The 23209-nt window shown below is 35.7% G+C and carries 29 protein-coding genes and 1 other RNA gene; 16 read left to right on the forward strand and 14 right to left on the reverse strand.

The annotated features are described in order from the left end of the window. Positions 1-78: 78 nt before the first annotated feature. The 5 genes from NU09_RS02425 to NU09_RS02445 all read left to right on the forward strand — a co-directional run bounded on the left by NU09_RS02425 (position 79) and on the right by NU09_RS02445 (position 3541). The gene (locus tag NU09_RS02425; protein ID WP_129749668.1) at positions 79-1026 is read left to right on the forward strand and encodes a PhoH family protein; all 948 of its coding nucleotides are present in this window, start codon (positions 79-81) and stop codon (positions 1024-1026) included. Positions 1027-1086: 60 nt separating this feature from the next. Beyond that, the gene (locus NU09_RS02430) at positions 1087-1539 is read left to right on the forward strand and encodes a DUF5063 domain-containing protein (protein WP_129749669.1); all 453 of its coding nucleotides are present in this window, start codon (positions 1087-1089) and stop codon (positions 1537-1539) included. 2 nt (positions 1540-1541) lie between these two features. Then, positions 1542-1979: a hypothetical protein gene (locus NU09_RS02435; RefSeq protein WP_129749670.1), complete on the forward strand. Its 438-nt coding sequence runs from the start codon at positions 1542-1544 to the stop codon at positions 1977-1979. Between the two features lie 52 nt (positions 1980-2031). Continuing rightward, the gene (locus tag NU09_RS02440) at positions 2032-2979 is read left to right on the forward strand and encodes a phosphoribosylaminoimidazolesuccinocarboxamide synthase (RefSeq protein WP_129749671.1); all 948 of its coding nucleotides are present in this window, start codon (positions 2032-2034) and stop codon (positions 2977-2979) included. Between the two features lie 181 nt (positions 2980-3160). Then, positions 3161-3541, forward strand: coding sequence for an ankyrin repeat domain-containing protein (locus tag NU09_RS02445; protein WP_129749672.1), 381 nt, complete (start codon positions 3161-3163; stop codon positions 3539-3541). Between the two features lie 52 nt (positions 3542-3593). Here the strand turns inward: NU09_RS02445 and NU09_RS02450 are convergent, their stop codons facing one another. Then, positions 3594-4682 carry a M42 family metallopeptidase gene (locus NU09_RS02450; protein ID WP_129749673.1) on the reverse strand — a complete coding sequence of 363 codons (1089 nt, stop codon included), beginning with the start codon at positions 4680-4682 and terminating at the stop codon, positions 3594-3596. A gap of 79 nt (positions 4683-4761) precedes the next feature. Between NU09_RS02450 and NU09_RS02455 the strand changes: the two genes are divergently transcribed. Together NU09_RS02455 and NU09_RS02460 are read left to right on the forward strand one after the other, a co-directional pair. Then, positions 4762-5442, forward strand: coding sequence for a DUF4294 domain-containing protein (locus NU09_RS02455; RefSeq protein ID WP_129749674.1), 681 nt, complete (start codon positions 4762-4764; stop codon positions 5440-5442). Positions 5443-5517: 75 nt separating this feature from the next. Then, positions 5518-5877: a hypothetical protein gene (locus NU09_RS02460; protein WP_129749675.1), complete on the forward strand. Its 360-nt coding sequence runs from the start codon at positions 5518-5520 to the stop codon at positions 5875-5877. Here NU09_RS02460 and NU09_RS02465 read toward each other — a convergent pair. Next, positions 5874-6218, reverse strand: coding sequence for a DNA polymerase III (locus NU09_RS02465; RefSeq protein ID WP_242501811.1), 345 nt, complete (start codon positions 6216-6218; stop codon positions 5874-5876). The two genes, NU09_RS02460 and NU09_RS02465, sit on opposite strands and share 4 nt — an antisense overlap. A gap of 88 nt (positions 6219-6306) precedes the next feature. On the opposite strand from NU09_RS02465, the gene NU09_RS02470 reads away from it, so the two are divergent. Further along, entirely contained in the window at positions 6307-6549 is a 243-nt protein-coding gene (locus tag NU09_RS02470) for a hypothetical protein (protein ID WP_129749677.1), read from the forward strand. A 13-nt stretch (positions 6550-6562) separates the two neighbouring features. On the opposite strand, the gene dnaX is transcribed toward NU09_RS02470, so the two are convergent. From dnaX to NU09_RS02485, 3 genes are all read right to left on the reverse strand, one after another. Next, complete coding sequence (gene dnaX / locus NU09_RS02475) at positions 6563-7648, reverse strand: DNA polymerase III subunit gamma/tau (protein ID WP_129749678.1); 1086 nt, start codon at positions 7646-7648, stop codon at positions 6563-6565. Positions 7649-7730: 82 nt separating this feature from the next. Then, positions 7731-8804 carry a DNA topoisomerase IB gene (locus NU09_RS02480; RefSeq protein WP_129749679.1) on the reverse strand — a complete coding sequence of 358 codons (1074 nt, stop codon included), beginning with the start codon at positions 8802-8804 and terminating at the stop codon, positions 7731-7733. Beyond that, entirely contained in the window at positions 8791-9120 is a 330-nt protein-coding gene (locus NU09_RS02485; protein WP_129749680.1) for a hypothetical protein, read from the reverse strand. The genes NU09_RS02480 and NU09_RS02485 overlap by 14 nt, the downstream gene beginning before the upstream one ends. Positions 9121-9294: 174 nt before the next feature. On the opposite strand from NU09_RS02485, the gene rnpB reads away from it, so the two are divergent. Continuing rightward, positions 9295-9604: RNase P RNA component class A (gene rnpB, locus NU09_RS02490), an RNA gene on the forward strand. Here the strand turns inward: rnpB and NU09_RS02495 are convergent. From NU09_RS02495 to NU09_RS02505, 3 genes are read right to left on the reverse strand one after another with little or no spacing between them, the layout of a single operon-like run. After that, positions 9601-10149 (reverse strand): DUF3575 domain-containing protein, encoded by a 549-nt coding sequence (locus tag NU09_RS02495; RefSeq protein ID WP_129749681.1) that lies wholly within the window; start codon positions 10147-10149, stop codon positions 9601-9603. The two genes, rnpB and NU09_RS02495, sit on opposite strands and share 4 nt — an antisense overlap. Before the next feature lie 50 nt (positions 10150-10199). Then, positions 10200-10787, reverse strand: a complete 588-nt coding sequence (gene rsmD / locus NU09_RS02500) for a 16S rRNA (guanine(966)-N(2))-methyltransferase RsmD (protein ID WP_129749682.1) — start codon at positions 10785-10787, stop codon at positions 10200-10202. Next, complete coding sequence (locus tag NU09_RS02505; protein ID WP_129749683.1) at positions 10784-11587, reverse strand: DUF3822 family protein; 804 nt, start codon at positions 11585-11587, stop codon at positions 10784-10786. The genes rsmD and NU09_RS02505 overlap by 4 nt, the downstream gene beginning before the upstream one ends. Before the next feature lie 111 nt (positions 11588-11698). Between NU09_RS02505 and NU09_RS02510 the strand changes: the two genes are divergently transcribed. Further along, positions 11699-13120: an ATP-dependent RecD-like DNA helicase gene (locus NU09_RS02510; RefSeq protein WP_129749684.1), complete on the forward strand. Its 1422-nt coding sequence runs from the start codon at positions 11699-11701 to the stop codon at positions 13118-13120. 19 nt (positions 13121-13139) lie between these two features. Further along, positions 13140-13868 (forward strand): 3-deoxy-manno-octulosonate cytidylyltransferase, encoded by a 729-nt coding sequence (gene kdsB / locus NU09_RS02515; protein ID WP_129749685.1) that lies wholly within the window; start codon positions 13140-13142, stop codon positions 13866-13868. On the opposite strand, the gene NU09_RS02520 is transcribed toward kdsB, so the two are convergent. Continuing rightward, complete coding sequence (locus tag NU09_RS02520) at positions 13865-14584, reverse strand: phytanoyl-CoA dioxygenase family protein (RefSeq protein WP_129749686.1); 720 nt, start codon at positions 14582-14584, stop codon at positions 13865-13867. The genes kdsB and NU09_RS02520 overlap by 4 nt on opposite strands. A 4-nt stretch (positions 14585-14588) precedes the next feature. Then, complete coding sequence (locus NU09_RS02525) at positions 14589-15251, reverse strand: spermidine synthase (RefSeq protein WP_129749687.1); 663 nt, start codon at positions 15249-15251, stop codon at positions 14589-14591. A 60-nt stretch (positions 15252-15311) separates the two neighbouring features. Between NU09_RS02525 and NU09_RS02530 the strand changes: the two genes are divergently transcribed. Further along, on the forward strand, positions 15312-15863 hold the full coding sequence (locus tag NU09_RS02530; protein ID WP_129749688.1) for a 1-acyl-sn-glycerol-3-phosphate acyltransferase: 552 nt from the start codon (positions 15312-15314) through the stop codon (positions 15861-15863). A gap of 189 nt (positions 15864-16052) precedes the next feature. On the opposite strand, the gene NU09_RS02535 is transcribed toward NU09_RS02530, so the two are convergent. Next, positions 16053-16562 (reverse strand): helix-turn-helix domain-containing protein, encoded by a 510-nt coding sequence (locus NU09_RS02535; protein WP_129749689.1) that lies wholly within the window; start codon positions 16560-16562, stop codon positions 16053-16055. Between the two features lie 280 nt (positions 16563-16842). Here NU09_RS02535 and NU09_RS02540 point away from each other — a divergent pair, with 280 nt between their 5' ends. The 4 genes from NU09_RS02540 to NU09_RS02555 all read left to right on the forward strand — a co-directional run bounded on the left by NU09_RS02540 (position 16843) and on the right by NU09_RS02555 (position 21763). Next, the gene (locus NU09_RS02540; protein ID WP_129749690.1) at positions 16843-18003 is read left to right on the forward strand and encodes a M14 metallopeptidase family protein; all 1161 of its coding nucleotides are present in this window, start codon (positions 16843-16845) and stop codon (positions 18001-18003) included. A 91-nt stretch (positions 18004-18094) separates the two neighbouring features. Then, a complete protein-coding gene (locus tag NU09_RS02545) occupies positions 18095-18574 on the forward strand; it encodes an Lrp/AsnC family transcriptional regulator (protein WP_035130789.1) in 480 nt (159 codons plus the stop codon). A gap of 78 nt (positions 18575-18652) precedes the next feature. Beyond that, positions 18653-21235 carry a phosphoenolpyruvate carboxylase gene (locus NU09_RS02550; protein WP_129749691.1) on the forward strand — a complete coding sequence of 861 codons (2583 nt, stop codon included), beginning with the start codon at positions 18653-18655 and terminating at the stop codon, positions 21233-21235. A gap of 9 nt (positions 21236-21244) precedes the next feature. Next, the gene (locus tag NU09_RS02555; RefSeq protein ID WP_129749692.1) at positions 21245-21763 is read left to right on the forward strand and encodes a DinB family protein; all 519 of its coding nucleotides are present in this window, start codon (positions 21245-21247) and stop codon (positions 21761-21763) included. Positions 21764-21788: 25 nt separating this feature from the next. Here NU09_RS02555 and NU09_RS02560 read toward each other — a convergent pair whose 3' ends face one another. The 3 genes from NU09_RS02560 to NU09_RS02570 all read right to left on the reverse strand — a co-directional run bounded on the left by NU09_RS02560 (position 21789) and on the right by NU09_RS02570 (position 23208). Continuing rightward, positions 21789-22289, reverse strand: a complete 501-nt coding sequence (locus tag NU09_RS02560) for a hypothetical protein (RefSeq protein ID WP_129749693.1) — start codon at positions 22287-22289, stop codon at positions 21789-21791. A gap of 81 nt (positions 22290-22370) precedes the next feature. Continuing rightward, a complete protein-coding gene (locus NU09_RS02565) occupies positions 22371-22814 on the reverse strand; it encodes a hypothetical protein (RefSeq protein WP_129749694.1) in 444 nt (147 codons plus the stop codon). A gap of 70 nt (positions 22815-22884) precedes the next feature. Beyond that, the gene (locus tag NU09_RS02570) at positions 22885-23208 is read right to left on the reverse strand and encodes a hypothetical protein (protein ID WP_129749695.1); all 324 of its coding nucleotides are present in this window, start codon (positions 23206-23208) and stop codon (positions 22885-22887) included. Position 23209: the final 1 nt, after the last annotated feature.

Consider the following 23209-nt stretch of genomic DNA (forward strand, 5'->3'; position numbering starts at 1 on the left):
TGGTTTTAAAAATTCACTAAATTTGAATGCAAAGCTAATAATTATATAGCTATCATTTCTAATTAAAAACAACTGCTTTTGAACGAAAGAACTATTGAACTTGTTGACATCGCTCCGAAAGATTTTTGGGGCGCTCAGGATTCCCATCTTGAAACCATTAAAAAATACTACCCTAAGCTAAAGATTGTAGCACGCGGTACCACACTTAAAGCCTTTGGCGAAAAGGAGATGCTCGACGAGTTTGAAAAGCGGTTTAAGAGGCTTATGCTTCACTTTTCACGCTATAACAATATAGACGATAATGTTATTGAAAGGGTAATACAGAGTGATTCTCAAGTTGAGATGATGGACTCTAAAGATAAAATTTTAGTACATGGTGTAGGAGGTAAGCTTATAAAGGCAATGACTCCAAATCAGCAAAAGCTGGTAGATTACATGGCTAAAAATGATATGGTATTTGCCATAGGTCCTGCCGGTACAGGTAAAACCTATACGGGTGTTGCCCTGGCTGTAAAAGCCCTGAAAGAGAAACAGGTAAAGCGTATTATACTTACACGTCCGGCTGTAGAGGCAGGGGAGAACCTTGGTTTTCTTCCGGGGGATATGAAAGAAAAGCTTGACCCTTATATGCAGCCATTGTATGATGCCCTTAGGGATATGCTTCCTCCCGAAAAACTGGAGGACTATTTACTGAAAGGTATTATACAGATAGCGCCGCTTGCTTTTATGAGGGGACGTACGCTTGATAATGCTTTTGTAATACTGGATGAGGCTCAAAACACGACGCATTCGCAAATGAAGATGTTCCTTACCCGTATGGGGCGTAATGCTAAGTTTATGATAACGGGCGACCCCGGACAGGTGGATTTACCAAGAAGAACCATATCCGGGCTTAAAGAGGCGATTTTAATATTAAAAGATGTAGACGGTGTAGGTATTTTATACCTGGATGATAAAGATATCGTTCGCCACAAACTTGTGAAGAAAATTATTGATGCTTATAAAAGCATAGAGAACCACGATTAACAATTCGGGGCTATTGGCCCCGTTTTTTTTCCATCTCAATGCTTTTTAAAACTATAAAAGATGGAAGAATCAAAAAAACTTTTATCCCTTATTAATGCAGTAGCAAAATGGGGGTTATACACAAATCCGACTGAAACCGCTCTGGAGGAATTAAGGCGCAGCCTGGCAGAACTTTATGCATTTTGCGTAAACATTCGCTATGATTTTGATGAGGAGTATTATCCTGATTCGCCGGATACGGATTATAATGCCATAAGGCAAACCATTGCAGTTAATTTTCCTGATTTTGGGTATTATTACGTGCTTTCTACTTTTAATCCTAATGAAAATCCGGAACTATACATGGGCGATGCTATTGATGACCTGGCAGATATTATAAGTGATTTACTGGAGACCAAATGGCGTTATGAGCATAATGGGGAAACGGACGCTTTATGGTTTTTGGAGTTAAGTTTTGTTTCACATTTTGAACAACATATTATAGATTTGCTACATTATATTAGAAATACATAATAATGATGGATATTACCAAACCCAGAACTTTTGTTTTAAGTATTATAGCTATTTTAACTGTATTGTTTTTAGTATTAATATCCCTGATAATAATATTTAATTTTGGAATGAGTTCTTTCGGGAATTATGGTATGAATAAAACAGTAGGTTGGGCTTGGGATATCAATAACTATGCACCATTTATAGCTTTATTTGCATTGATTTTATGTCTGTTAGGTTATATTACAATGTGGATATTGAAATTTAAGGTAAGCAAGTTAACAAGCCTTATTAATCTTGGAAGTCTGATACTTGCATTAGCTATTGGGTCAATCACTATGATTATAATGTCACGTTTACCTGAGCTTATTCTCTCTTTAACTGCCTTTATAATGCTATTGGTTAACTTCTCTTTTGGAATAAGGGCAAAAATGTATGATAAAAAGCAAAATTTGCAATAATAAGTTTCTTATTTTTGCAGCTTGTTAAACACGAAATAATAACATATAGGTAATGAACACCATCACGACCACTGATTTCAATTTTCCGGGACAAAAATCGGTTTACCGCGGTAAGGTAAGAGAAGTATATAATATTAACGACGAGCTGCTTGTTATGATAGCTACCGACAGGCTTTCTGCTTTTGACGTGGTTATGCCTAAAGGCATACCTTACAAAGGTCAGATTCTTAATCAGATAGCTACTAAATTTATGCGTCTTACTGAAGATATCGTCCCAAACTGGTTAATTGATACTCCGGATCCTAATGTTGCAGTAGGTCATTTATGTACGCCTTTTAAGGTGGAAATGGTTATTCGTGGTTACCTTTCAGGGCACGCGGCACGTGAGTATGCTGCAGGTAGGAGAATACTTTGTGGTGTAGAAATGCCTGAAGGGTTAAAAGAGAACGATAAATTCCCTTCGCCTATTATTACACCAACGACTAAGGCAGATAACGGTGAGCACGATATGGATATTTCTCGTGAAGATATTCTTGCAAATGGTATTGTAACAGAGGAGGACTACCTTGTACTTGAAAAATATACAAGAGACCTTTTTCAGAGAGGTACTGAAATTGCTGCTTCAAGGGGTCTTATTCTTGTTGATACCAAATATGAATTTGGTAAGACTAAAGAAGGTAAGATTGTATTGATAGATGAAATACATACACCTGATTCATCCCGCTATTTTTATGCAGATGGATACCAGGAGCGTCAAAATAAAGGAGAGGCTCAAAAACAACTTTCTAAAGAGTTTGTAAGACAATGGCTTATTGCTAACGGTTTTCAGGGAAAAGAAGGTCAGCAGATACCGGAAATGACCGAAGAGTATATTGAGAGTGTTTCTGAAAGGTATATTGAACTGTATGAGAATATTTTAGGAGAGAAGTTTGCTAAAGCGGATATTTCTAATATACATGATCGTATTGAAAAGAATGTTGTTGCTTTTTTAAGCAAATAAATTTTACATAAAAAATCCTTGGAAAGCGTCCTGCATATGCAGGACGCTTTTGTTTTTATATGCCTGCATAGTAAGATGTTTTGTGTTAAAATAATGTTAAAAACAGTATAATCCTGTAACGATTAGGTTTTTGCAAACGTCTATTACAGTAAATCAAATCATCAATTAAAAATCAATCATCATGAAAAAAACGATCATTTATTTAGGCTTGGCCATATTTACATTCAGTAATGTTGCAATGGCATCAACTTCTGTTAAACCTGCTACCGGATTTGAGTTAGTAAAGGAGTATAAAACCAACACTCCGCTTTGCAATGCTATTTGCAAAGGCGATGTGGAGACAGTTAAAAAATTCATTGAATATGGTGTTGATGTAAATGAGACATCAAACGGTAAAACGCCTTTAATGCTGGCAGCTCGCTATAACAACGTTGAAATAATAAAGTTATTAGTTGATAACGGTGCATACGTTAATGCTAAAGATGATAAAGGCTTTACAGCCTTAAAATATGCAGAGGCGTCTAACGCAAAAGAAGCAGTGGAGTTTCTTAAAGATGCATAATTAATACTTTATGTCCTAAATGAAAAAGCACCTCACTGAGGTGCTTTTTGTATTATTTGAAGTAAGAGAAAGTCTCTTCGTTTTCAATTTTTAAAAGTGATTCATAAATCAGTTTTATTACATTTTCAACGTCATCTCTGTGAACCATTTCTACTGTGGTGTGCATATAGCGAAGAGGCAGTGAAATAAGGGCAGAAGCCACACCGCCGTTGCTGTAAGCAAAAGCATCGGTATCAGTGCCTGTAACACGTGAGGAAGCAAGCCTCTGGAAAGGTATTCCGTTCTTCTCGGCAGACTCAATTATAAGTTCTCTCAAGTTATTTTGTACAGCAGGAGCATAAGTAATAACCGGTCCTTTGCCTATTTGCGTTTCACCCTCAATACGCTTGTCGATCATTGGTGTTGTACTGTCGTGACAAACATCGGTAACAATAGCAACATTAGGGCGTATGGTTTTGGTAATCATTTCAGCACCCCTAAGACCTACTTCTTCCTGCACTGAATTAGTTATGTAAAGCCCGAAAGGCAGTTTCTTTTTGTTTTCGTGAAGTAGTCTTGCTACCTCGGCAATCATAAATCCGCCAATCCTGTTATCTATAGCTCTGCAAACAAATTTATTGTCGTTAAGTACCATAAAATCGTCAGGATAGGTAACAACACAACCTACATGTACACCCAGTTTTTCAACCTCTTCTTTAGACGAACAGCCCAGGTCTATAAAGATATTCTCTATTTTTGCCTGCTCTTCCTTATCGCGTAAACGGGTATGTATGGCAGGCCAGCCGAATACACCTTTTACAATACCTTTTTTTGTATGTATGTTTACTCGTTTTGAAGGGGCAATCATGTGGTCAGATCCTCCGTTTCTAATAACATAAATAAGTCCGTTATCCGTTATATAGTTAACGTACCATGAAATCTCATCACTATGTCCTTCTATTACAACTTTATATTTGGCATCAGGATTGATTATACCTACTGCAGTACCATAAGTATCAGTTATAAAAGTATCAACATAGGGCTTAAGGTATTCCATCCATATTTTTTGGCCTCCGGACTCATATCCTGTAGGAGACGGATTGTTTAAATACTTCTCTAAAAAGGCTAATGAAGCGTTGTTAAGTACAGATTTTGTAGACATAAATATAATTTTTGGCTAAAATATAAATAACATTACAGAGTTAGGTATAATTGTATAAATTTGACATAAATTTTCTTATATGAAAGCAGGAATTTTCTCTTTATTACTATTTTTCGGTACGGCTTTTTGCTTTGGGCAGGAGGTTGTAAAAGATACTGTGAAAAATGGTATTGTAAATGAGACAGAGACCGACAGCATAACTTTTAATTATGAGCTGGAAGATCTGGTGATTTCTAATGTTAATGATGAGCTTTCCGCAGATGAGAAAAAAAGGCTTTTAATTCTTAAGAGGAGGGTGCTAAAGGTATATCCTTATGCAAAAATAGCGGCAGACAGGCTTACCCTGCTTAATGCTAACATGGCTAAGCTTAAAACCGATAAGGAAAAGAAAAAATACTCTAAAATAGTTGAAAAATATCTTGAGGATGAATTTGAAGCCCAACTTAAAAAGCTTTCGAGAAAAGACGGTCAAATTCTGGTTAAGCTCATCCACAGGCAAACAGGGGAGTCTACATTCGATTTGATAAAGGAACATAAAAGCGGCTGGAAGGCTTTTTGGTCTAACCGAATGGCCAAATTGTTTGATATAGATATTAAAAGAAAATACAGTCCGGCCACCGTACCGGAAGATTATTATATTGAAGGTTATTTGCTTGAAGCCTTTGATGCGCACAGACTGGCAAGGCAGGAACCTGCCTTTGAAATTGATTATGAAGCCATATCAGAAATGTGGCGTGAAAAGAATAAAAAGGATAATTAAAAATTAGTTAATACCTGCTTATCAATTAATTAAACTTTAAGCCGCACCTTTGCACCAATGCTAAAGCAATGCATTATGGAGAACCTGACAGGTAACCCCAAAAAGCAAAAGAAGGTGAAGAAAGAGGAGTTAAACACCCCAAAGGAACTGGCTACACTACTGCAGGCCAGGAATATTGATACCGCCCGTTTTGAACCCATAGGGGCAGGATTTTACCACTTGTATGAAGATTGTTTTAATGCCTCGGTTATTTGTATAGACCGAAAAAAGTTTGAGGAAGGTGCCCCTTATCTGGTAAAAATCATTCTTGAAGATTTCACTAATGACGAGTATCTCGCTTTCCGTAAGCGTTTTGAGGTTATCATTAATCCGGAGTATCGCAATTACTATAATTTAAACATTGCAAACGAGTTGCTGCAAAGTCAGATAGCTTAAATATCTAAGTCAAAAGTTTTTCGTAGTATTTCAAGAGCAGGATTAATAGCCTTTAGTTTTTCATAACGCTCTTCGGGAGTAAACGCATATTTCTTTTCTACGACCTCATTTACATGTGTTTCTACTACTATGTCATGATTATGTAGTTTGCCTCTTAAATAGCCTAAAAGGTCTAGTTTATTGTTATCAAAATCTACTTTAGATCCTTCGTTTGGCAACTCAAGCTTAATGGTAAACCCGTCATCCTGTAAAACAGGGTCGTTAATCTGCATATAGGTAGCCATAATCTTTTGGCCGCTATCACTTAGTCGTTGTGCAAATTTATTCCATAATAAGCGCATGTCTGTTTCATTAAAAGCCTCTTTAGGAAGCTCATCATGATGCCTTTGACTAACCTTTTGCTGTTCGGCTATTTCACGTTTCTGCCTGATGCTGTTAAGTGATAAGGCCGATACTTTTACGGTGCCATCCGGTTCTGGTTCCGGTTTAGGTGGTGCTTTTACTTCAACAGGCTCCTCAACTTCAAGCTCTTTTGCCGGTAATGGCGATATTCCTGTAGCTTTTTGCCCAGTAACAATTGGAGCAGGAGGAGTGGTGTTAGCAGTTTCTGCCGATGAATTTGCTGTAGTACTTTGCTGCGTACCGTTTACAGGTGCAGCCGTTTCTTTATAATAATGCGGTGGAATTATAAATTTGTCAGCTTTTTTTTTTCTCCATCAAAAGTGATAGAGGCAAGTTGCATAAGGCAAAGTTCAACCAAAAGTCTTTGGTTTTGACTTGTCTTATATTTTAAATCGCAGTCGTTTGCAATATCTATGCCTTTTAGTAAAAAGTCCTGAGGTGCTTTTTGAGCCTGTTGACCGTACATGGCCTGCGCAGCTTCTCCGGCCTCAAGTAATACAAGTGTTGCAGGGTTTTTACAAACTAGTAGATCACGGAAGTGTGAAGCAAGTCCGGCTACAAAATGATGTCCGTCAAATCCTTTGGCTAAAATATCGTTGTAAGCCAACAGCAGCTCAGGTATTTTGTTTTCTAAAATAAGATCGGTTACCTTAACGTAGTACTCATAATCAAGTACATTAAGGTTTTCAGTTACTGCTTGGCGCGTTAAGTTAGTGCCACAATAGCTGACTACCCTGTCAAAAATAGAAAGGGCATCACGCATAGCGCCATCAGCTTTTTGAGCGATTATATGCAGTGCATCATCTTCAAATTCAATACCCTGACTCTTAGCTACCTCTGCAAGGTGCTCTTTAGCATCTTTTACCGTTATACGCTTAAAATCAAATATCTGACAACGCGATAGAATGGTAGGGATGATTTTATGCTTCTCAGTAGTCGCTAATATAAAAATGGCATGTCTTGGTGGTTCTTCAAGTGTTTTAAGAAACGCATTGAAGGCCGCCTGCGAAAGCATATGCACCTCATCGATGATATAAACCTTATATTTTCCAGTTTGCGGAGGTATCCTAACCTGGTCAATAAGGTTACGAATGTCGTCTACCGAGTTGTTTGATGCCGCATCGAGCTCAAATACATTGAAAGCAAAATCTTCGTTGGGGTCATCATAACCTTCCTGATTGATCTTACGGGCAAGTATACGGGCACAGGTGGTTTTTCCAACTCCTCTTGGGCCTGTAAAAAGCAGTGCCTGAGCAAGGTGGTTGTTATCTATGGCGTTTAGAAGCGTATTGGTAATAGCCTGTTGGCCTACAACATCCTTAAAGGTTTGCGGGCGGTATTTACGGGCTGATACTATAAACTGTTCCATAGAAAAATCTGTGCAACAAATATAATAATTGCAGGGGCAATGACAATATTGTTTAAAAGGTAATAATTAAAAGTTACTAACATTAAGCCACCACTTCAGCAATATCTTCCGTTGTTAGTAGTTCGAGAAGTGCTTTCTCTTCTGCATTAAAACGGTCTTCTTCCTTATTTACAGGTTTGTAGTTCCAAATGGAGCCATTTTCATAGGAAGCTATAACCGTAGGATGGACATAATATTTTTTGCATACAGTTCTTGTATTGCCTAGTTTTGCGGCCACACTGTCTAATACGCTTACAATTTTCTTTTTGCAATCTGTAATATTTGCATGTTCGCCAATTTCATGAAAAGCGCAAAGCGCGTTAAGACTCCCTGCCCATGACCTGAAATCTTTTGCGGTAAAATCTTCTCCGGTTATTTCTTTGAGATAGGCATTTACATCGGCCGAGCCTATACTATGATGTGTACCGTCATCGTCATAATACTGGAAAAGCTCATAACCGGGAATATCGCGGCATTTTTTTACCAAAGCTGCTAACCTGCGACTTTGAAGTTTTATTTTGTGTTTTACTCCTTTTTTTCCTGTAAAATCAAATAAAACAGTTGTGTTTTCAAACTTTACATGTTTATCCCTAAGAGTAGTTAACCCAAAGGAGCCATAAAGCTTTTTATAAGCATCATTACCTATACGTATATTAGTTAGTTCGATAAGTTTAACTACCAGTGCCACGACCTTTTCATAGGGGAGTCCTTTGCGCCTAAGGTCTTTTTCTACCTGATCACGAATATCAGGGAGAGCCAGGGCAAATCTCCTTAACCTATAAAATTTTGACTGATTTCGTATTTTATTCCATTCCTGATGATAGCGGTACTGTTTTCTGCCTTTAGTATCGGTACCTGTTACCTGCAAATGGCCGTTTTCGAAAGGGGAAATCCATACATTTTCCCATGCGGGAGGGATAACCAGTTTTTTAATACGTTCTAAAACTTCGGTATCCTTAACTTTATTTCCGTCGTGGTCCAAATACGAAAAGCCATTGGGTTCCCGCTTTCTGTAATAGCCTTTCTCGCAATTTAAAGAATAACGTAAGCCAACGGCTTTTGCAGTAACTTTTGGATCGTTACCTATTTTTTCGAGTTTATTTTTAAGCCTTCGCATTGTTTTCGGCACACCCTTCATCTCTTCCTTTAATACTCAAATTATGTAGCATTTTTGCAGCACTTTTTTCAGTATAAGCGCCTTGTCCTGCTACAAAAACCCCTTTCTCCCCGTCATTAGAAATTATGCCGTATACAGTAGCCTCATCTCCCGGGTCGGTTTCACCTTCATAACGATATATATGCTCTATGGTGAAATCTTCACAGTGCTGCTTAATACGGTCTTCCTCAAGATTAAAATCGGTTGTAAACCCTTTTTGATACAGCTCTTCCAAAGCTTTGGAAACAGTTGCATAATGATACATTTGCCTATCCATAATTTCTGTGTTTAAAGTTAAGTTTGTTTGATATCTAAAATTAACCATTTAGAATCTAGGCTGCTGCCAACTAAATGTTAAACAAAAAGCCTGTAGTTATAAGAAAATCTTAAATGATTTGTAAGGCTTTACGTGTTTTATCAAACCACTTTAAAAACTTAATGTATCTTTGCCGCCGCAGGCCGCCTTATCGCTGCGCTAACGCGCGGAGGAAAGTCCGGACACCATAGGGCAGCATAGCGGGTAACGCCCGTCATTCCGTGAAAGCGGGAGAGGACAAGTGCAACAGAAAGGATGTACAGGTAATGCTGTAGTGAAATCAGGTAAACTCTATGCGGTGAAATGCCATGTATACCGGCAACTAAGAACTGCCCGTTCAATGCCGGGGGGTAGGCAGATAGACCCCTGCAGTAATGCAGGGGCCAGATAAATGATAAGGGTCCCGCAAGGGATACAGAATCCGGCTTACAGGCCTGCTTTTTATAATTTGTAGCTAAACATTATACCTGCCCTATAAGGCAGCCATTCGCCACTTTTATTATAATTTTTTACATGCTCATAACGGGTATCGGTACCCAGGTAATAACCTTTATAGTTAGCCTGCTGGTTGCCGCCTCCCATAAACATGTCAACCATCCACTTTTCGTTTATTTTTAGTTGATAGCCTATAGTAACACCAAAAAACAAAGCATATCCCTTTTGATATTTGTCTGAGTTGATGTAATTCCACTTTTGTAAAGTGAACTTACTGGCCCCAATGTGACCACCAACATAGATACCATTATAATTTTCAGTGAAATGATATCTTAATTCAGAAATACCCATGACTGTTTTGAACGGAGCACCATTTAATGATTGCCAATACGCTCCTAAAACATCAAACTGATAAGTAACTTTTTTACCCAATGAGGTTTCGACTCCAATCTGAGGGATTCCCAAAATGGTTGAAGGTGCGTTAAACTTAAAATAAGTTTGTGAAAATGAAAGGGTAGCAGTAAATAAAAGAACAATTAAAAAAAACTTTTTCATAGCTAAAAAAAGACCCCTTGTGAGGCCTGTATTATTGGTGAGATTAATGATTATTCCATCTCATCATCTTCTGAAATACCTGTATCTTCAAATTCCTCATTATCAAATTCGAAGAAAGTGAAATAGGATCCTCCATAATGTTTCTGGAAAGAGAAATTCATCAGATGGTCCATTTTGGTATATTTGGAATGCTCGATAATCATAATACCGTCTTCCTGCAGCAGTTCATTTTCAAAAACAAGTGTTGCAATCTCTTCAAAATTCTCCTGGCTCATATCGTAAGGAGGATCGGCAAAAATTATATCGTAAGAAGATTTGTTGGTTTTCAGGAACTTAACAACATCGCTTTTTATTGCAGAAATTGGTAATTCAAATTCTGCAGCAGTTTGCTTTATGAACTTAATACAACCAAAATCGGCATCAACCGATGTTATGTTATCCGCACCTCTTGACCCGAACTCATAACTGATATTACCTGTGCCTGAAAACAGGTCAAGTACTTTAAGTCCGTCAAAATCAATACGGTTGTTAAGGATGTTGAACAGCGATTCCTTGGACATGTCTGTAGTAGGTCTTACAGGCAGGTTCTTAGGGGCTGTAATCCTTCGTCCTTTATATTTTCCTGATATTATTCTCATGAGTTAAATAGTATATAATGCTGCAGCGTCTGATCCATACTTCTGTCCCATTTTTCCTTAAGGGCAAAAGGCTCAAACAATACAACATTTCTTATGTATTTGTACGCTATTTCATAACACGGATGCATCTCGTTTATTTTACCAAGTAATGAAACTTTTATAAACTCAGGGTTAAGCTGTAGTTGTTCAAAAGTAAATAAGAGGTAATAAAGAAAATCTTCCGGGGTGTTATATTCAAACGAATTAAACAGCAGCAGTTTTTGGTTACGTACCACTATAATTTCAAAATGAGTGGCTTGTATGTGTACAAAAACCTGTTTATCGTCTACATTTCTTGAAGCGTCAAGAAGTTTAGAAACCAGTATGCTGTTTGTGTTTTTATAATCAAAAGAGCCATAACGGTCTATTAAGAAGTTGTTTACATCCATAAACGGAACGTGAACGTTGTTTATATCATAGTTTTCAATAGTATCGTAGGCAAAAAAGTCGGTATCAAAAACCTTTGTGTTGTACTGCAGGTAACTACCTAAAAATTCTTCGTCAAAAAGGGCAGTAGGTACAAAAGTGTTTAGGCTGTTGTCATGAAGCACCACAATCTCATCATAGTCATACATCAACTCAGGGTGATTAACAAACGCCTTCCATAGCTGGTCTTCCAGAGGTTTTAATATGGAAAACGCAATACTGTGGCAGTCTGTTATCTTCTGATTTAAGGTGTCAAAACAACAAAAAGACATTTCGTTCAGCGAAATCTGCATCGAAAGTTTCTTATAGTTTTTTGTTGTGATGGTTTGGCTCATTTAGTAATTTTTGATGAGTTACAAATTTACATTCTTTTTTGGTTTGGCACGGGCTACTCATAAAAATCGCCTTATCTTTGAACTTCGTTTAAAAAAAGACTACAATTATTAATGAATTCAGCCGCTTTTTACAAAATACTCCGCAAACAGTTTCCTTACAATCCAACTGTAAAACAGGATATATTTTTACAAAAGATAGCCGAGTTTATAACCAATAACGAAAATAATGACCTCTTTGTTTTAAAGGGATATGCGGGTACAGGTAAAACTACCATAATAAGTACGCTGGTAAACCATTTAAGGGAAGCGGAAAAAAAATATGTATTACTGGCACCAACTGGCAGGGCAGCCAAAGTAATAGCCAATTATTCCCAAAAACCGGCTTTTACCATCCATAAACGTATTTATTTTCCTAAAAAGAGTAGTGGAGGAGCTATGGGTTTTACCATGCAGCAAAATAAGCATAAGAATACAATTTTTATTGTAGATGAAGCTTCTATGATATCAGATGTAGCTGCTGAGTCTAAAATGTATGAAAACGGCTCTCTGCTGGACGATCTCATCTCATACGTGTATTCGGGGCAGAATTGTAAAATGATCTTAATAGGAGACACCGCACAGCTTCCTCCGGTAAATTTAGATATAAGCCCTGCACTAAATATTGATACATTATCGCTGAATTATGATAAAAATGTTCAGCAAATCGAACTGGACGAGGTAATGCGACAGGAAACTGACTCCGGAATCCTTTACAATGCTACAGAATTGAGGGAGGTACTTAAATCTCACTTTATAGATACCTTTCAGTTTAAGGTAAGGGGATTTAAGGATATAGTGCGACTGATTGATGGTTATGATATACAGGATGCCATTAATCAGGCATACAGCAATTACAGTATAGAAGACACGGCTTTTATAGTACGCTCTAACAAACGGGCTAATTTATACAACCATCAAATAAGGACAAAAATACTTTCAAGAGAGAGCGAACTTTCTACCGGAGATTTTTTAATGGTAGTAAAGAATAATTATTTTTGGCTTACTGAAAAATCGGAAGCAGGATTTATTGCTAACGGTGATATTATTGAAATATTGGAGATATTCCGTATACAGGAACTTTACGGTTTTAAATTTGCAAGCGTTAAGATCAGGATGGTTGATTATCCCGACCAGCCTGCCTTTGAGACAGTATTATTACTGGATACCATAACAAGCGAATCGCCTTCGCTAACTTATGAGGAGTCTAACAGGCTCTATCAGGAAGTACAAAAAGATTATGAAGGAGAAAGTAATTACCGTAAATTTATGAAGGTAAAGAACAACCCATATTTCAATGCGTTACAGGTAAAATTTTCTTATGCCATAACCTGTCATAAATCGCAGGGAGGGCAATGGAATACGGTTTTTATAGAGCAGCCTTATTTGCCGGAAGGTATAGACAGTGACTATATAAGATGGCTTTATACTGCTGTAACACGTGCAAAAGACAGGCTTTACCTTATCGGTTTTAAGGATGATTATTTTGAAGAATAAAAATTTTAACACACTGAAAATGAGAATTATAGCAGTTATACCGGCACGATATGCCTCAACACGTTTTCCGGCAAAATTAATGCAAGATTTGGGCGGTAAAACAGTTATTTCACGCACTTATGAGGCAGCTGTAAAAACAGAACTGTTTGATGATGTGTTTGTTGTGACAGATTCTGATATAATTTTTAATGAAATTACTTCAAACGGAGGGAAGGCCATAATGAGTGTTAAGGAGCATGAGAGCGGCAGTGACCGTATAGCCGAAGCTGTAGAAAACCTTGATGTTGACATAGTAGTGAATGTTCAGGGAGACGAGCCTTTTATAAACAAAGAGCCGCTTGCCGATTTGCTTGAAGTCTTTAAAAGTGATGCAGCCCGCGAAATAGACCTGGCTTCTGTAATGATGCATATAACCGATTGGGAAGATATAGAGAATCCTAACAATGTAAAGGTTATTGTGGACCAAAAGCATTTTGCCTTGTATTTTTCACGCTCAATAATTCCGTATCCAAGAGATAAAGAAGCTGGAGTGAGGTATTTTAAACACATAGGTATTTATGCTTTCAGGAAACATGCTCTTATGGATTTTTATAAATTACCGATGCAAAGCCTTGAAGCTTCAGAAAAGCTGGAGCAGCTTCGTTATCTTGAATACGGAAAAAAAATCCGTATGGTGGAAACCTCACATGCAGGTATTGGTATAGATACTCCTGAGGATTTGGAAAAAGCTAAAAAAATACTGGGTTAATTTACCTCCAGTTTTTCAGCCCATTTAATTTCGCTAGGTAACTCCATATTGCTGAATTCAATATGAATAACCCTTCTGTTATTATTGTTTACTGTCCTGGCAGAGCTATGCAATAACAGTGGTTTCATTATCATGACGCCTCCTTTGTCTACGTTACAGATAACTTCTTTTTCCGTACTCCAGTCAATGGTTTCCGGGCGGTATATCTTTTTAAGATGAGATTCCGGTATTACCTTAAGTGCTCCGTTATTCTCATCGGTATCGTCAAGGTGGATACGGATAGTGAAAATATTTTCTAATATTTCAATAGGAGGCTGTACGGCAAACTGATTTTGCTTTACTGTCCACGGCCCAAAATTTTCAATCTCAGTTTTTTTGTCGACCGATATGGTTAAATCCTGATGATAAGCTACAAACCAGTTTGAATTTCCGGGTTTATTAAAATAAATAGATTTTATAGAAAAGTAATCTTTTCCAAACAGGGTACTGATTATAGTTTTAAGATTGTCATTAAAAACGAGAGATTGTACATAGGGAATTTCTTTTAAAAACTGCCTTATTGCAAAAAGGTCTTTAGATTTTCTAAAAGTATCACCTGTAATGTTAGTAGTATTTATTATTGCTGCAATATCTTCTGTTTCCTTTTTTGTATAAATGTTATTTAAAACAGTAAAACCACTGTTGTTAATTTCTTTTTTGTAAACAGCAAAATCCATAAACTTATCGTAATTTTTTTATGGTGAACAGTTCGTTATGATCCTCAACTTTCGGGTACATCCTAACCGAATAATCCTCTGTAAAACGTGAGCGATAAAGTAAATTACGCTCTTTGTCTTTTTTATTTAAGGTCATGGTATTAAATAATATAAATCCATTTACCTTAAGTAAAAAATTAATTCTGTTTATAAAGAACTCTTCAAATAAAAAATTAGGCATAACCGTATCCTGAAAGATATCAATTATTATTAAATCGTATTTTTCTTTTGTTTTTAAAACAAATTCAAAAGCATCATCATTTAAAAGGGTTAGGTTAGGGATTTCGTTAAGCTTAAAATAATCGTTGGCAATTGTAATTACGTCAGTATCCAGCTCAACCCCTGTAATTTGGCCTTTAAAACCTATTTCGCTAGCAAGGGTTTTAATAACGCTTCCGCCGGCAACACCTAAAACAAGTGCGTTTTCAAATTTTTTAATACGTTCAAAACCAATGTAATGAAGCCCTTTTCGCAGGATACGTTGCAGGCTGCCATAAGAATAATTTGTACTTTTAGAGTCAAGTACCAGTTGTCCGTTATTCCAGGTAACTTCAAGGGTTTTATTAATTGCAGAATTTCGTTTATAGATATTTACGGGGATAAAATAGCTAAGGAATTTCTTAAGCATTTCAATGTATTTCGTTATTGTAAATATATATTATTTTTGCGCCTGTTTCTTTAAATGCCTATGAAAAAAATATATCGATTTATCTTCTTTAAGTTAATGGGTTGGCGCTTAAATGGTTCTATGTCACCTGAACTTAAAAAATGTATTATAATAGTAGTTCCCCATACCAGCTGGATGGATTTTGCTATTGGGGTTTTTGCCAGGGGCAGTATAGGTCTTGAAATGCACTATGTTGCTAAAAAAGAGCTTTTTGTATTTCCGGCAGGGGTGTGGTTCCGCTGGATGGGAGGTGCCCCGCTTGACAGACAGAAAAATGAGAACAAAGTAGAGGCAATTGCTAATATCTTTAAAAGCCGGAAAGTGTTCAGGTTAGCCATAGCTCCTGAAGGTACCCGTAAAAAAGTGAATACATGGAAAACAGGGTTTTATTATATAGCACTTAAGGCTAATGTACCTATAGTAGCCGTAGCTTTTGATTATGGTAAAAAAGAAGTGAAATTAGCACTACCTTTTTATCCTACAGGAAATAAGGAAGAAGACTTTAAAATACTGGAATCTAATTATAAAGGAGTTACGGGCTATATACCTGAAAACAGCTATAAAAATGATTAAGAATAGTTTAACTAAAAATTATATTTGTTTAACATTTAATAGATGTAATTTTACAATACACCAATAAAAATAATATTAAGTGTATTTAAAAACAGCCGGGAGAAGGCTGCTTTTAGGAGAAAATAAATTTGTGTTTGTTTTATTGGTTAATGGACCCCGGAATTCTGGTTGAATTTCGGGGTTTCTTTTTTATGCTTTTGGCTTATAGTGTTTAAAAGTGCCGTCTTTATAGAAAATAACAACCTGCTCCACTTCTGAGTGATTATGAGCTACAGGTATGCTGGCAATTTCAGTAGCAGACTCTTTTGTTTCTTCAATAAGCTTTTCAGTAACTTCCTGTTGGTTTATTTCAACTTCTTCACTTTTATTTTCCGGCACCGAAAATAGATCTTCAAAATTATTTTTGGCTTCATTTACCGTAGAAGGAGAAGGGGTAGGTTGGGCTATATTTTCATTTTCGTGTTTTGCTTCGCCTTTAGGAAAAGATCCTTTACCATGTAATAGCCAATACAAATCTACCTCAGGATAATTGTCTGTAATACGCATAACAAAATCCAGACTGGGTTTATTTCTTCCTGATAAAAGATGTGATAATCCTGAACGCTGTACACCAATCTGATCGGCAAAAACAGAAGCAGATATACTGTAGTAATCTAATATAGTTTCCAGTCTTTTAATGAAATCTTCGGTGTTTATCATTGTAAACAAGTATTGGTTTATTAGTGTTTTACAAATGTAAACAAATGTTTTTAATTACACAAACACACACTCCGAGATGGTATAAACGCTAAATAAAAAGTTTAACTAGATACACTTAAAAATCTGATAATTAAAATTATAATGTTTTTATTTAAGACAGTGTTGAAGAGATCAATAGAATAATATCGAACGTGTTTACAAAAGTAAACTAAAGAATTAATTTCATTGTTTACAATTGTAAAAATTAAGATGTTTACTTTTGTAATCTAAATTGTTAAGCATGGATTTTGAAGGGATTTTCAGTAAATATGTAAACACTCAGTTACAAGGAAGATACATTACTAATAAACATATTGAACCAATATTAAACGAATTAAAAAACGATTTTGAAATTGGTGTTGCAGGTCATTCTGTTTTAAATAAACCTATATATAGTATTAAAACCGGTACTGGTTCAACCAGGGTTTTTATTTGGTCTCAAATGCACGGAAATGAATCAACCACTACTAAAGCGGTTTTTGATTTCTTAAACTTCCTTAAAAGCGATGATGAACTAGCTAAGTCATTTAAACAACATTTTACCTATTATATATTGCCTATTGTTAATCCTGATGGAGCTGAACTTTATACGCGTGCAAATGCAAATGAAGTAGATTTAAACCGCGACTCTGTAAATCTTTCACAACCGGAAGCTAAATTGCTGAGAGAGTCATTTGATTCCTTTAAACCGCATTTTGCATACAATATGCATGATCAGCGTACAATATTTGGATTGGGAGATAATAATCCTAAGCCTGCTACTGTATCATTCCTTGCACCTTCTTATAATGAGGATCGAGAGGTAAATGAACCAAGGCAGGTCGCTATTAATGTTATTGCTGCAATGAATGAAACATTACAGGAGTTTATACCAGGGCAGGTAGGCAGGTTTGACGACGGATTTAATATTAATTGTATAGGTGATATGTTTCAGTCTTTAGGAGTGCCAACAATACTTTTTGAAGCCGGACATTACCAAAATGACTATTTAAGAGAAAAAACACGAAAATTTGTGTTTTTTGCAATATTATCAGGATTTAATGCTATTTACGAAAACGTTATAGTTGTTAACAAAAGAGAAGATTATTTCAGAATTCCTCAAAATAAGGTAATATTTTTTGACTTCATGTATAAAAATGTCAAAATAAATTATGAAAATAAAGAAATTATCACGAATTTTGCATCTCATTACAAGGAAGTCTTAATTGATAATTCTGTAATTTTCGAAGCTTTTATTAAGGAAATAGGGGATTCAGGTAATTTTTACGGTCATGAAGAATATGATTGCCAGGAAGAACTTTTTACAGGACAAGACGGAAGTCATTTGCCAAAAAGTGAAGAAAAAGCAGATTTTATAGTAGGTAAAAACAGAGAATTTGTTAATGGATTAGAAAAAAAATAACGATATTCTTTTTTTATTGAAAATAAATTAATTTTTTTGTAGTGGTTTTATTATTAACAAATATATAATCTACCTAAAAAAAGTTACGCTTATGAGCAAGTTTCGTTTAGATGAAGTTGATCACCAGATATTAGATATGCTGATTGACAATACTAGGGTTCCGTTTACTGATATAGCCAAAAAACTATTAATTTCTGCCGGAACAGTCCATGTAAGGGTTAAGAAAATGGAGGATGCAGGAATTATTCAGGGTTCTTCACTTACTTTAGATTACGAAAAACTTGGATATTCATTCATCGCTTATGTAGGTGTATTTCTTCATAACACTTCACAAACTAAATTTGTTCTTGAAAGAATAAACGAGATACCTTTTGTAACTGTTGCACATGTTACTACCGGTAAATTCAACATCTTTTGTAAAATAAGAGCAAGAGATACTAAGCACGCAAAAGAAGTTATCTTTATGATTGATGATATTGAAGGAGTTTACAGAACAGAAACCATGATATCACTTGAAGAGAGCATAAACGATAAAAAACGTTTAATGCATACAATCTTCAAAGATCTGTAAGATTTTTTATAAAAAGTTTATAACCCTCATGTTAGTCGCATGAGGGTTTTTTTATTAAATTCAGTAAAAAATAATAGTATGTACCCAGCAACCAGAATAGAACGATTTAAAGAAAATGTTGGCCTTAAATATCAGCTGTTTAACAGCATTTTTATGACGCTTCCTTTTGATGCCATTGATAATACAGGTGTGTTGTTGCCATTATTTACTGAAACTTGTGAAAATGGCTTTAAGCAAAATAAAAATCCACGGGAAATTTTTGATGCATTTATAGAGAAATACCAGCAGGACAGTACCGAACAGGAAAAAATAGACCTGATGTTTCGCTTTATACAATATGTAGAGCGACAGGTTGTGCTTTTTGATGCTATAGAAGACGCTGCTTTTCTAAACCTTCACAATATAGAAGGAACAGGTTCTTTAAGAGAAATTAGAGAAAAGGCAGAAAGTCAGGGTTATGGTGATGAATTAAAAGATTTTTTAGAGGAATTTCAGGTAAGGACTGTGTTGACCGCGCATCCAACGCAGTTTTATCCGGGATCGGTATTAGGTATTATTACCGATTTAACCGAGTCCATTAAAAACAATAACCTTTCTGAAATAAAAACATTACTGGCTCAGTTGGGAAAAACTCCCTTCATAAAAAAAGAAAAACCAACCCCTTTTGATGAGGCGGTAAGCCTTATATGGTATCTGGAAAATGTTTTTTATAAAACAGCTGGTGAGATGTCATTTTATATTCAGGATACTATATATAAAGGAGAGAATCTTAACCATCCGGTTATGTCTTTTGGTTTTTGGCCTGGAGGTGACAGGGACGGTAATCCGTTTGTAACTACAGAGATAACTCTCGATGTCGCTGCAAGATTGCGCACTTCCATACTTAAATGTTATTATAGGGATATCAGGAAAATGAGACGTAAACTTACTTTTCCCGGTGTAGAGCCTTTAGTAATTGAAATTGAACAAAAGCTTTACCGTTCGGTATTTTATTCTCAGGGAGAACTTTATATTGAACTGGATGAGCTTAAAGGTCTGTTGAGTGAAATGAGAAAAATAGTGGTTGAAAGACATCAGTCACTTTATATAGACGAAATTGATAAACTTATAAATAAGGTAAATCTTTTTGGTTTTCATTTTGCTACACTTGATATCAGGCAAAACAGTCGTATACATGATAAGGTAGTTAATGATGTACTTACCAATCTTGATAACAAAAATAATACTACAGTAGCCTCAGGATATAGCTCATTAATTGAAAAGGATAAGCTAAAAGCTTTATTAGCGCTTAAGGGTACTATTGAAACTAATGATTTCGAGGATGACAATACCCGAATGACACTAGAATCAATTCTTGCTATGAAAACCATTCAGCAAAGAAATGGGGAACAAGGGGCAAACCGTTACATTATAAGCAATAATGAAAATGCTCATAATGTCTTAGAACTACTTACGTTGTTTGAATTACTGCAGTGGCAGGAACCAACCGTTGATATTGTTCCGCTTTTTGAAACAGTAGACGACTTAAAAGAGGCGGGTGAAGCAATGCGTAAATTGTATGAAAATCCAAAATATGCCCAGCACCTGAAGAAAAGAGGTAACAGACAAACAATTATGCTTGGCTTTTCTGACGGAACAAAAGATGGAGGTTATCTTATGGCTAACTGGAGTATATATACCGCAAAAGAAAATCTTACTGCGGTTGCCCGAGAATACGGTATTAAAGTAATATTTTTTGATGGCCGTGGCGGACCACCGGCAAGGGGTGGAGGTAAAACCCATAAGTTCTATGCTTCATTAGGCCCTTCTATAGAAAATAATGAAATTCAGATTACTATCCAGGGACAAACCATAAGTTCTAATTTTGGTACGTTGGATTCCTGTAGGTATAATCTAGAAAACCTTTTAAGTGCCGGTATTATAAATGGTGTATTTAATAAGGATAAGAAACAGCTTACCTCAGAACAGCGAAAAATGTTTGATGAACTGGCAAAACTAAGTTTTGACAAATATACCGAGTTTAAAAATCATCCGAAGTTCTTACCGTACCTCGAAAAAATGAGTACGCTTAACTATTATGCGAAAACCAATATTGGCAGCAGGCCTTCAAAAAGGAGTAAATCAGCTCAGTTGGATTTCAATGATTTAAGAGCTATTCCTTTTGTGGGATCATGGAGTCAGTTAAAGCAAAATGTTCCCGGATTTTATGGTGTAGGGTATGCATTAGGTGAAATGGAAAAAAACGGAAAATGGAAAGAAGTGGAAGAGTTATACGAACAGTCTTTATTTTTCAGGACACTTATAGAAAACAGTATGATGTCGCTTTCAAAATCTTTTTTCCCCTTAACGGCTTATATGAAAGAGGATAAGGAGTTTGGTTCATTTTGGGAAATTATTCATAATGAGTACCTTGAAACAAACAGATTGTTGCTTAAAGTTTCAGGTTATAAAGAATTGATGGAAAATTATCCTGATGGTGTAGCTTCTATTAAAATGAGAGAGCATATTGTATTACCTTTGTTAACCATACAGCAATATGCCCTTCATAAAATAAGGCAGATGAAGAACGGGGAGGAGAAGGACCATTTGCTTGAGGTTTATGAAAAAATAGTAACTCGTTCCCTTTTTGGGAATATTAATGCCAGCAGAAACTCTGCCTAAAATTTAAAAATGAAAGTAAGAGAATTATCAAGTGATGAGTATGCTCCGTATTGTAAAACCTATCTTATAAATGTTGATGACACTTACACATTAACCGAATGGATGGAAGTAAGTGTGCATGAATTTATTCACTTTGTACAGGATATACCAATGGATAAGCATGGTTACAGATATGCGGAAGGTAAGTGGACAATTAAAGAAATTATTCAACACATTATTGATACCGAACGTATTTTTGCTTACAGGGCTTTAAGGATTTCCAGAAATGATAAAACTCCGTTACCTGGTTTTGATGAAAGTGAATATGCTAATAACAATGATGCTGAAAACAGAGGCTTACAGGATATACTCACTGAGTTAGCTCTGGTAAGGCAGTGTAATATGATGTTGTTTAAATCTTTTTCTCAGGAACAATTGCTAAGAAAGGGTGAGGCATCAGGACATCAGGTGTCGGTAAGAGCGTTAGGTTTCCTAATTACGGCACATCAAAAACACCATATGAAAGTTTTTAAAGAAAGATACTTATAATAAAAAAAGCCCTTTTGGGCTTTTTTTATTTACAGTCTACTTTAGAAAGTGTTTGGGTAGAAGCGGCTTCTTTATTTTTATATTTCCATACACCATTTTCACCTTCAATCATTTCCCCATATATAATTGAAACCTGATTTTCACCTAAGGTAAATACCAGTTCTTCTTTATAATTCATGCCCTCTGCAGAATAATCGGCAATAGCGTTTCCTGTATTTCCGCTAAGTGTCCCTTTAAAAGTGCTTAATTTTTTGTCCTTCTCAAAAGGTAACCAGTTAAAAGTACCGCTAATACTGTCACCTTCTCTTTCAAGCTCAAAAACAATACTGTCTCTAATAACCTTGTCCTCATTATATTCGGCTTTACTTTCTGTAACTTTAAGAAAGCACATTTTCTCATAAGAAGGAGTTTCAGTTACATTTTTCTCTGCTTTTTCTTCGGGTACTATAACCTCTTCATTTTTTTTATCATTACATGAAATAAATAATGATGTAGTAATAATAAGTAATGCTGCTGTTTTCTTCATGATTAATGGTTTTTTATAAAAATAAATCATTGCCTAAAAAAAAAGAACTCAATTAAGAGTTCTTTAATATAGTTAATAGTATTATTTATCGGTTTCAATTTTATCTAAAACCAGATCACCACCATATTTAGGGTTGTCTTTATACCTCCATACACTATCTTTGTCCTTATATTTTTCATCAATTTTTATGTACACTTTTTCTTTATTTAAAGAAAAGAAAAATTCTTCTGTTTTGAGGGTATCGTTAATCATACCTGTAGCAAGTGTAGTTGCTTCTGTACCGGGCATAAGACCTTTAAAAGTAACCGCAGTTTTTGTTTTTCCGTCTAAAATATATTGGTAAGTACCGGTAAAACTGTCTCCTTTGCTTATTACATTAAGTATTATACGGTCTCTTTTTGAAAAAGCACCATATGATATTTTATTCGTTGTTTCAAGTGATATTTGTTCGGTAGGTTTTGCTTGTTTTTGACCGCAAGAGTAAAGTACCGAAGTAATAAGAGTAAAAAAGATAATTTTTTTCATAATAGTTTTACTTATAATAAAAAAGAACTCAGTTAAGAGTTCTTTAATATATCATTATCCCCGACACCTGTTATTCTTCTTCTTCTTCTTCTTCTTCTTCAGTATCTTCGCTTTCGTCAGCAATTTCAAGATCTTTTAATGCATCAAGATCATCGCTTCCGTCTGCATCAAGATCGTCATCTTCATAATTTTCGATTCTGTCTGCAAGCTTAGTACTTACTTTTACAAGGTAAATGGTATCCTCAGTACGTACTTCTACCGCTTCGATAGTTTCGTTTTTTGCATTTTTAAAACGGATGATGTCCGAATCATCATATCCGTCAGGAAATTTTTCCACAAGAAGGGTTAAAATTTCATTAGTCAATTTGGCGTAATCAACAATAACTCTTTTCATA

The sequence above is a fragment of the Flavobacterium beibuense genome (genome assembly GCF_004151245.1).
GTDB classification, from domain to species: Bacteria; Bacteroidota; Bacteroidia; order Flavobacteriales; family Flavobacteriaceae; genus Flavobacterium; species Flavobacterium beibuense_A.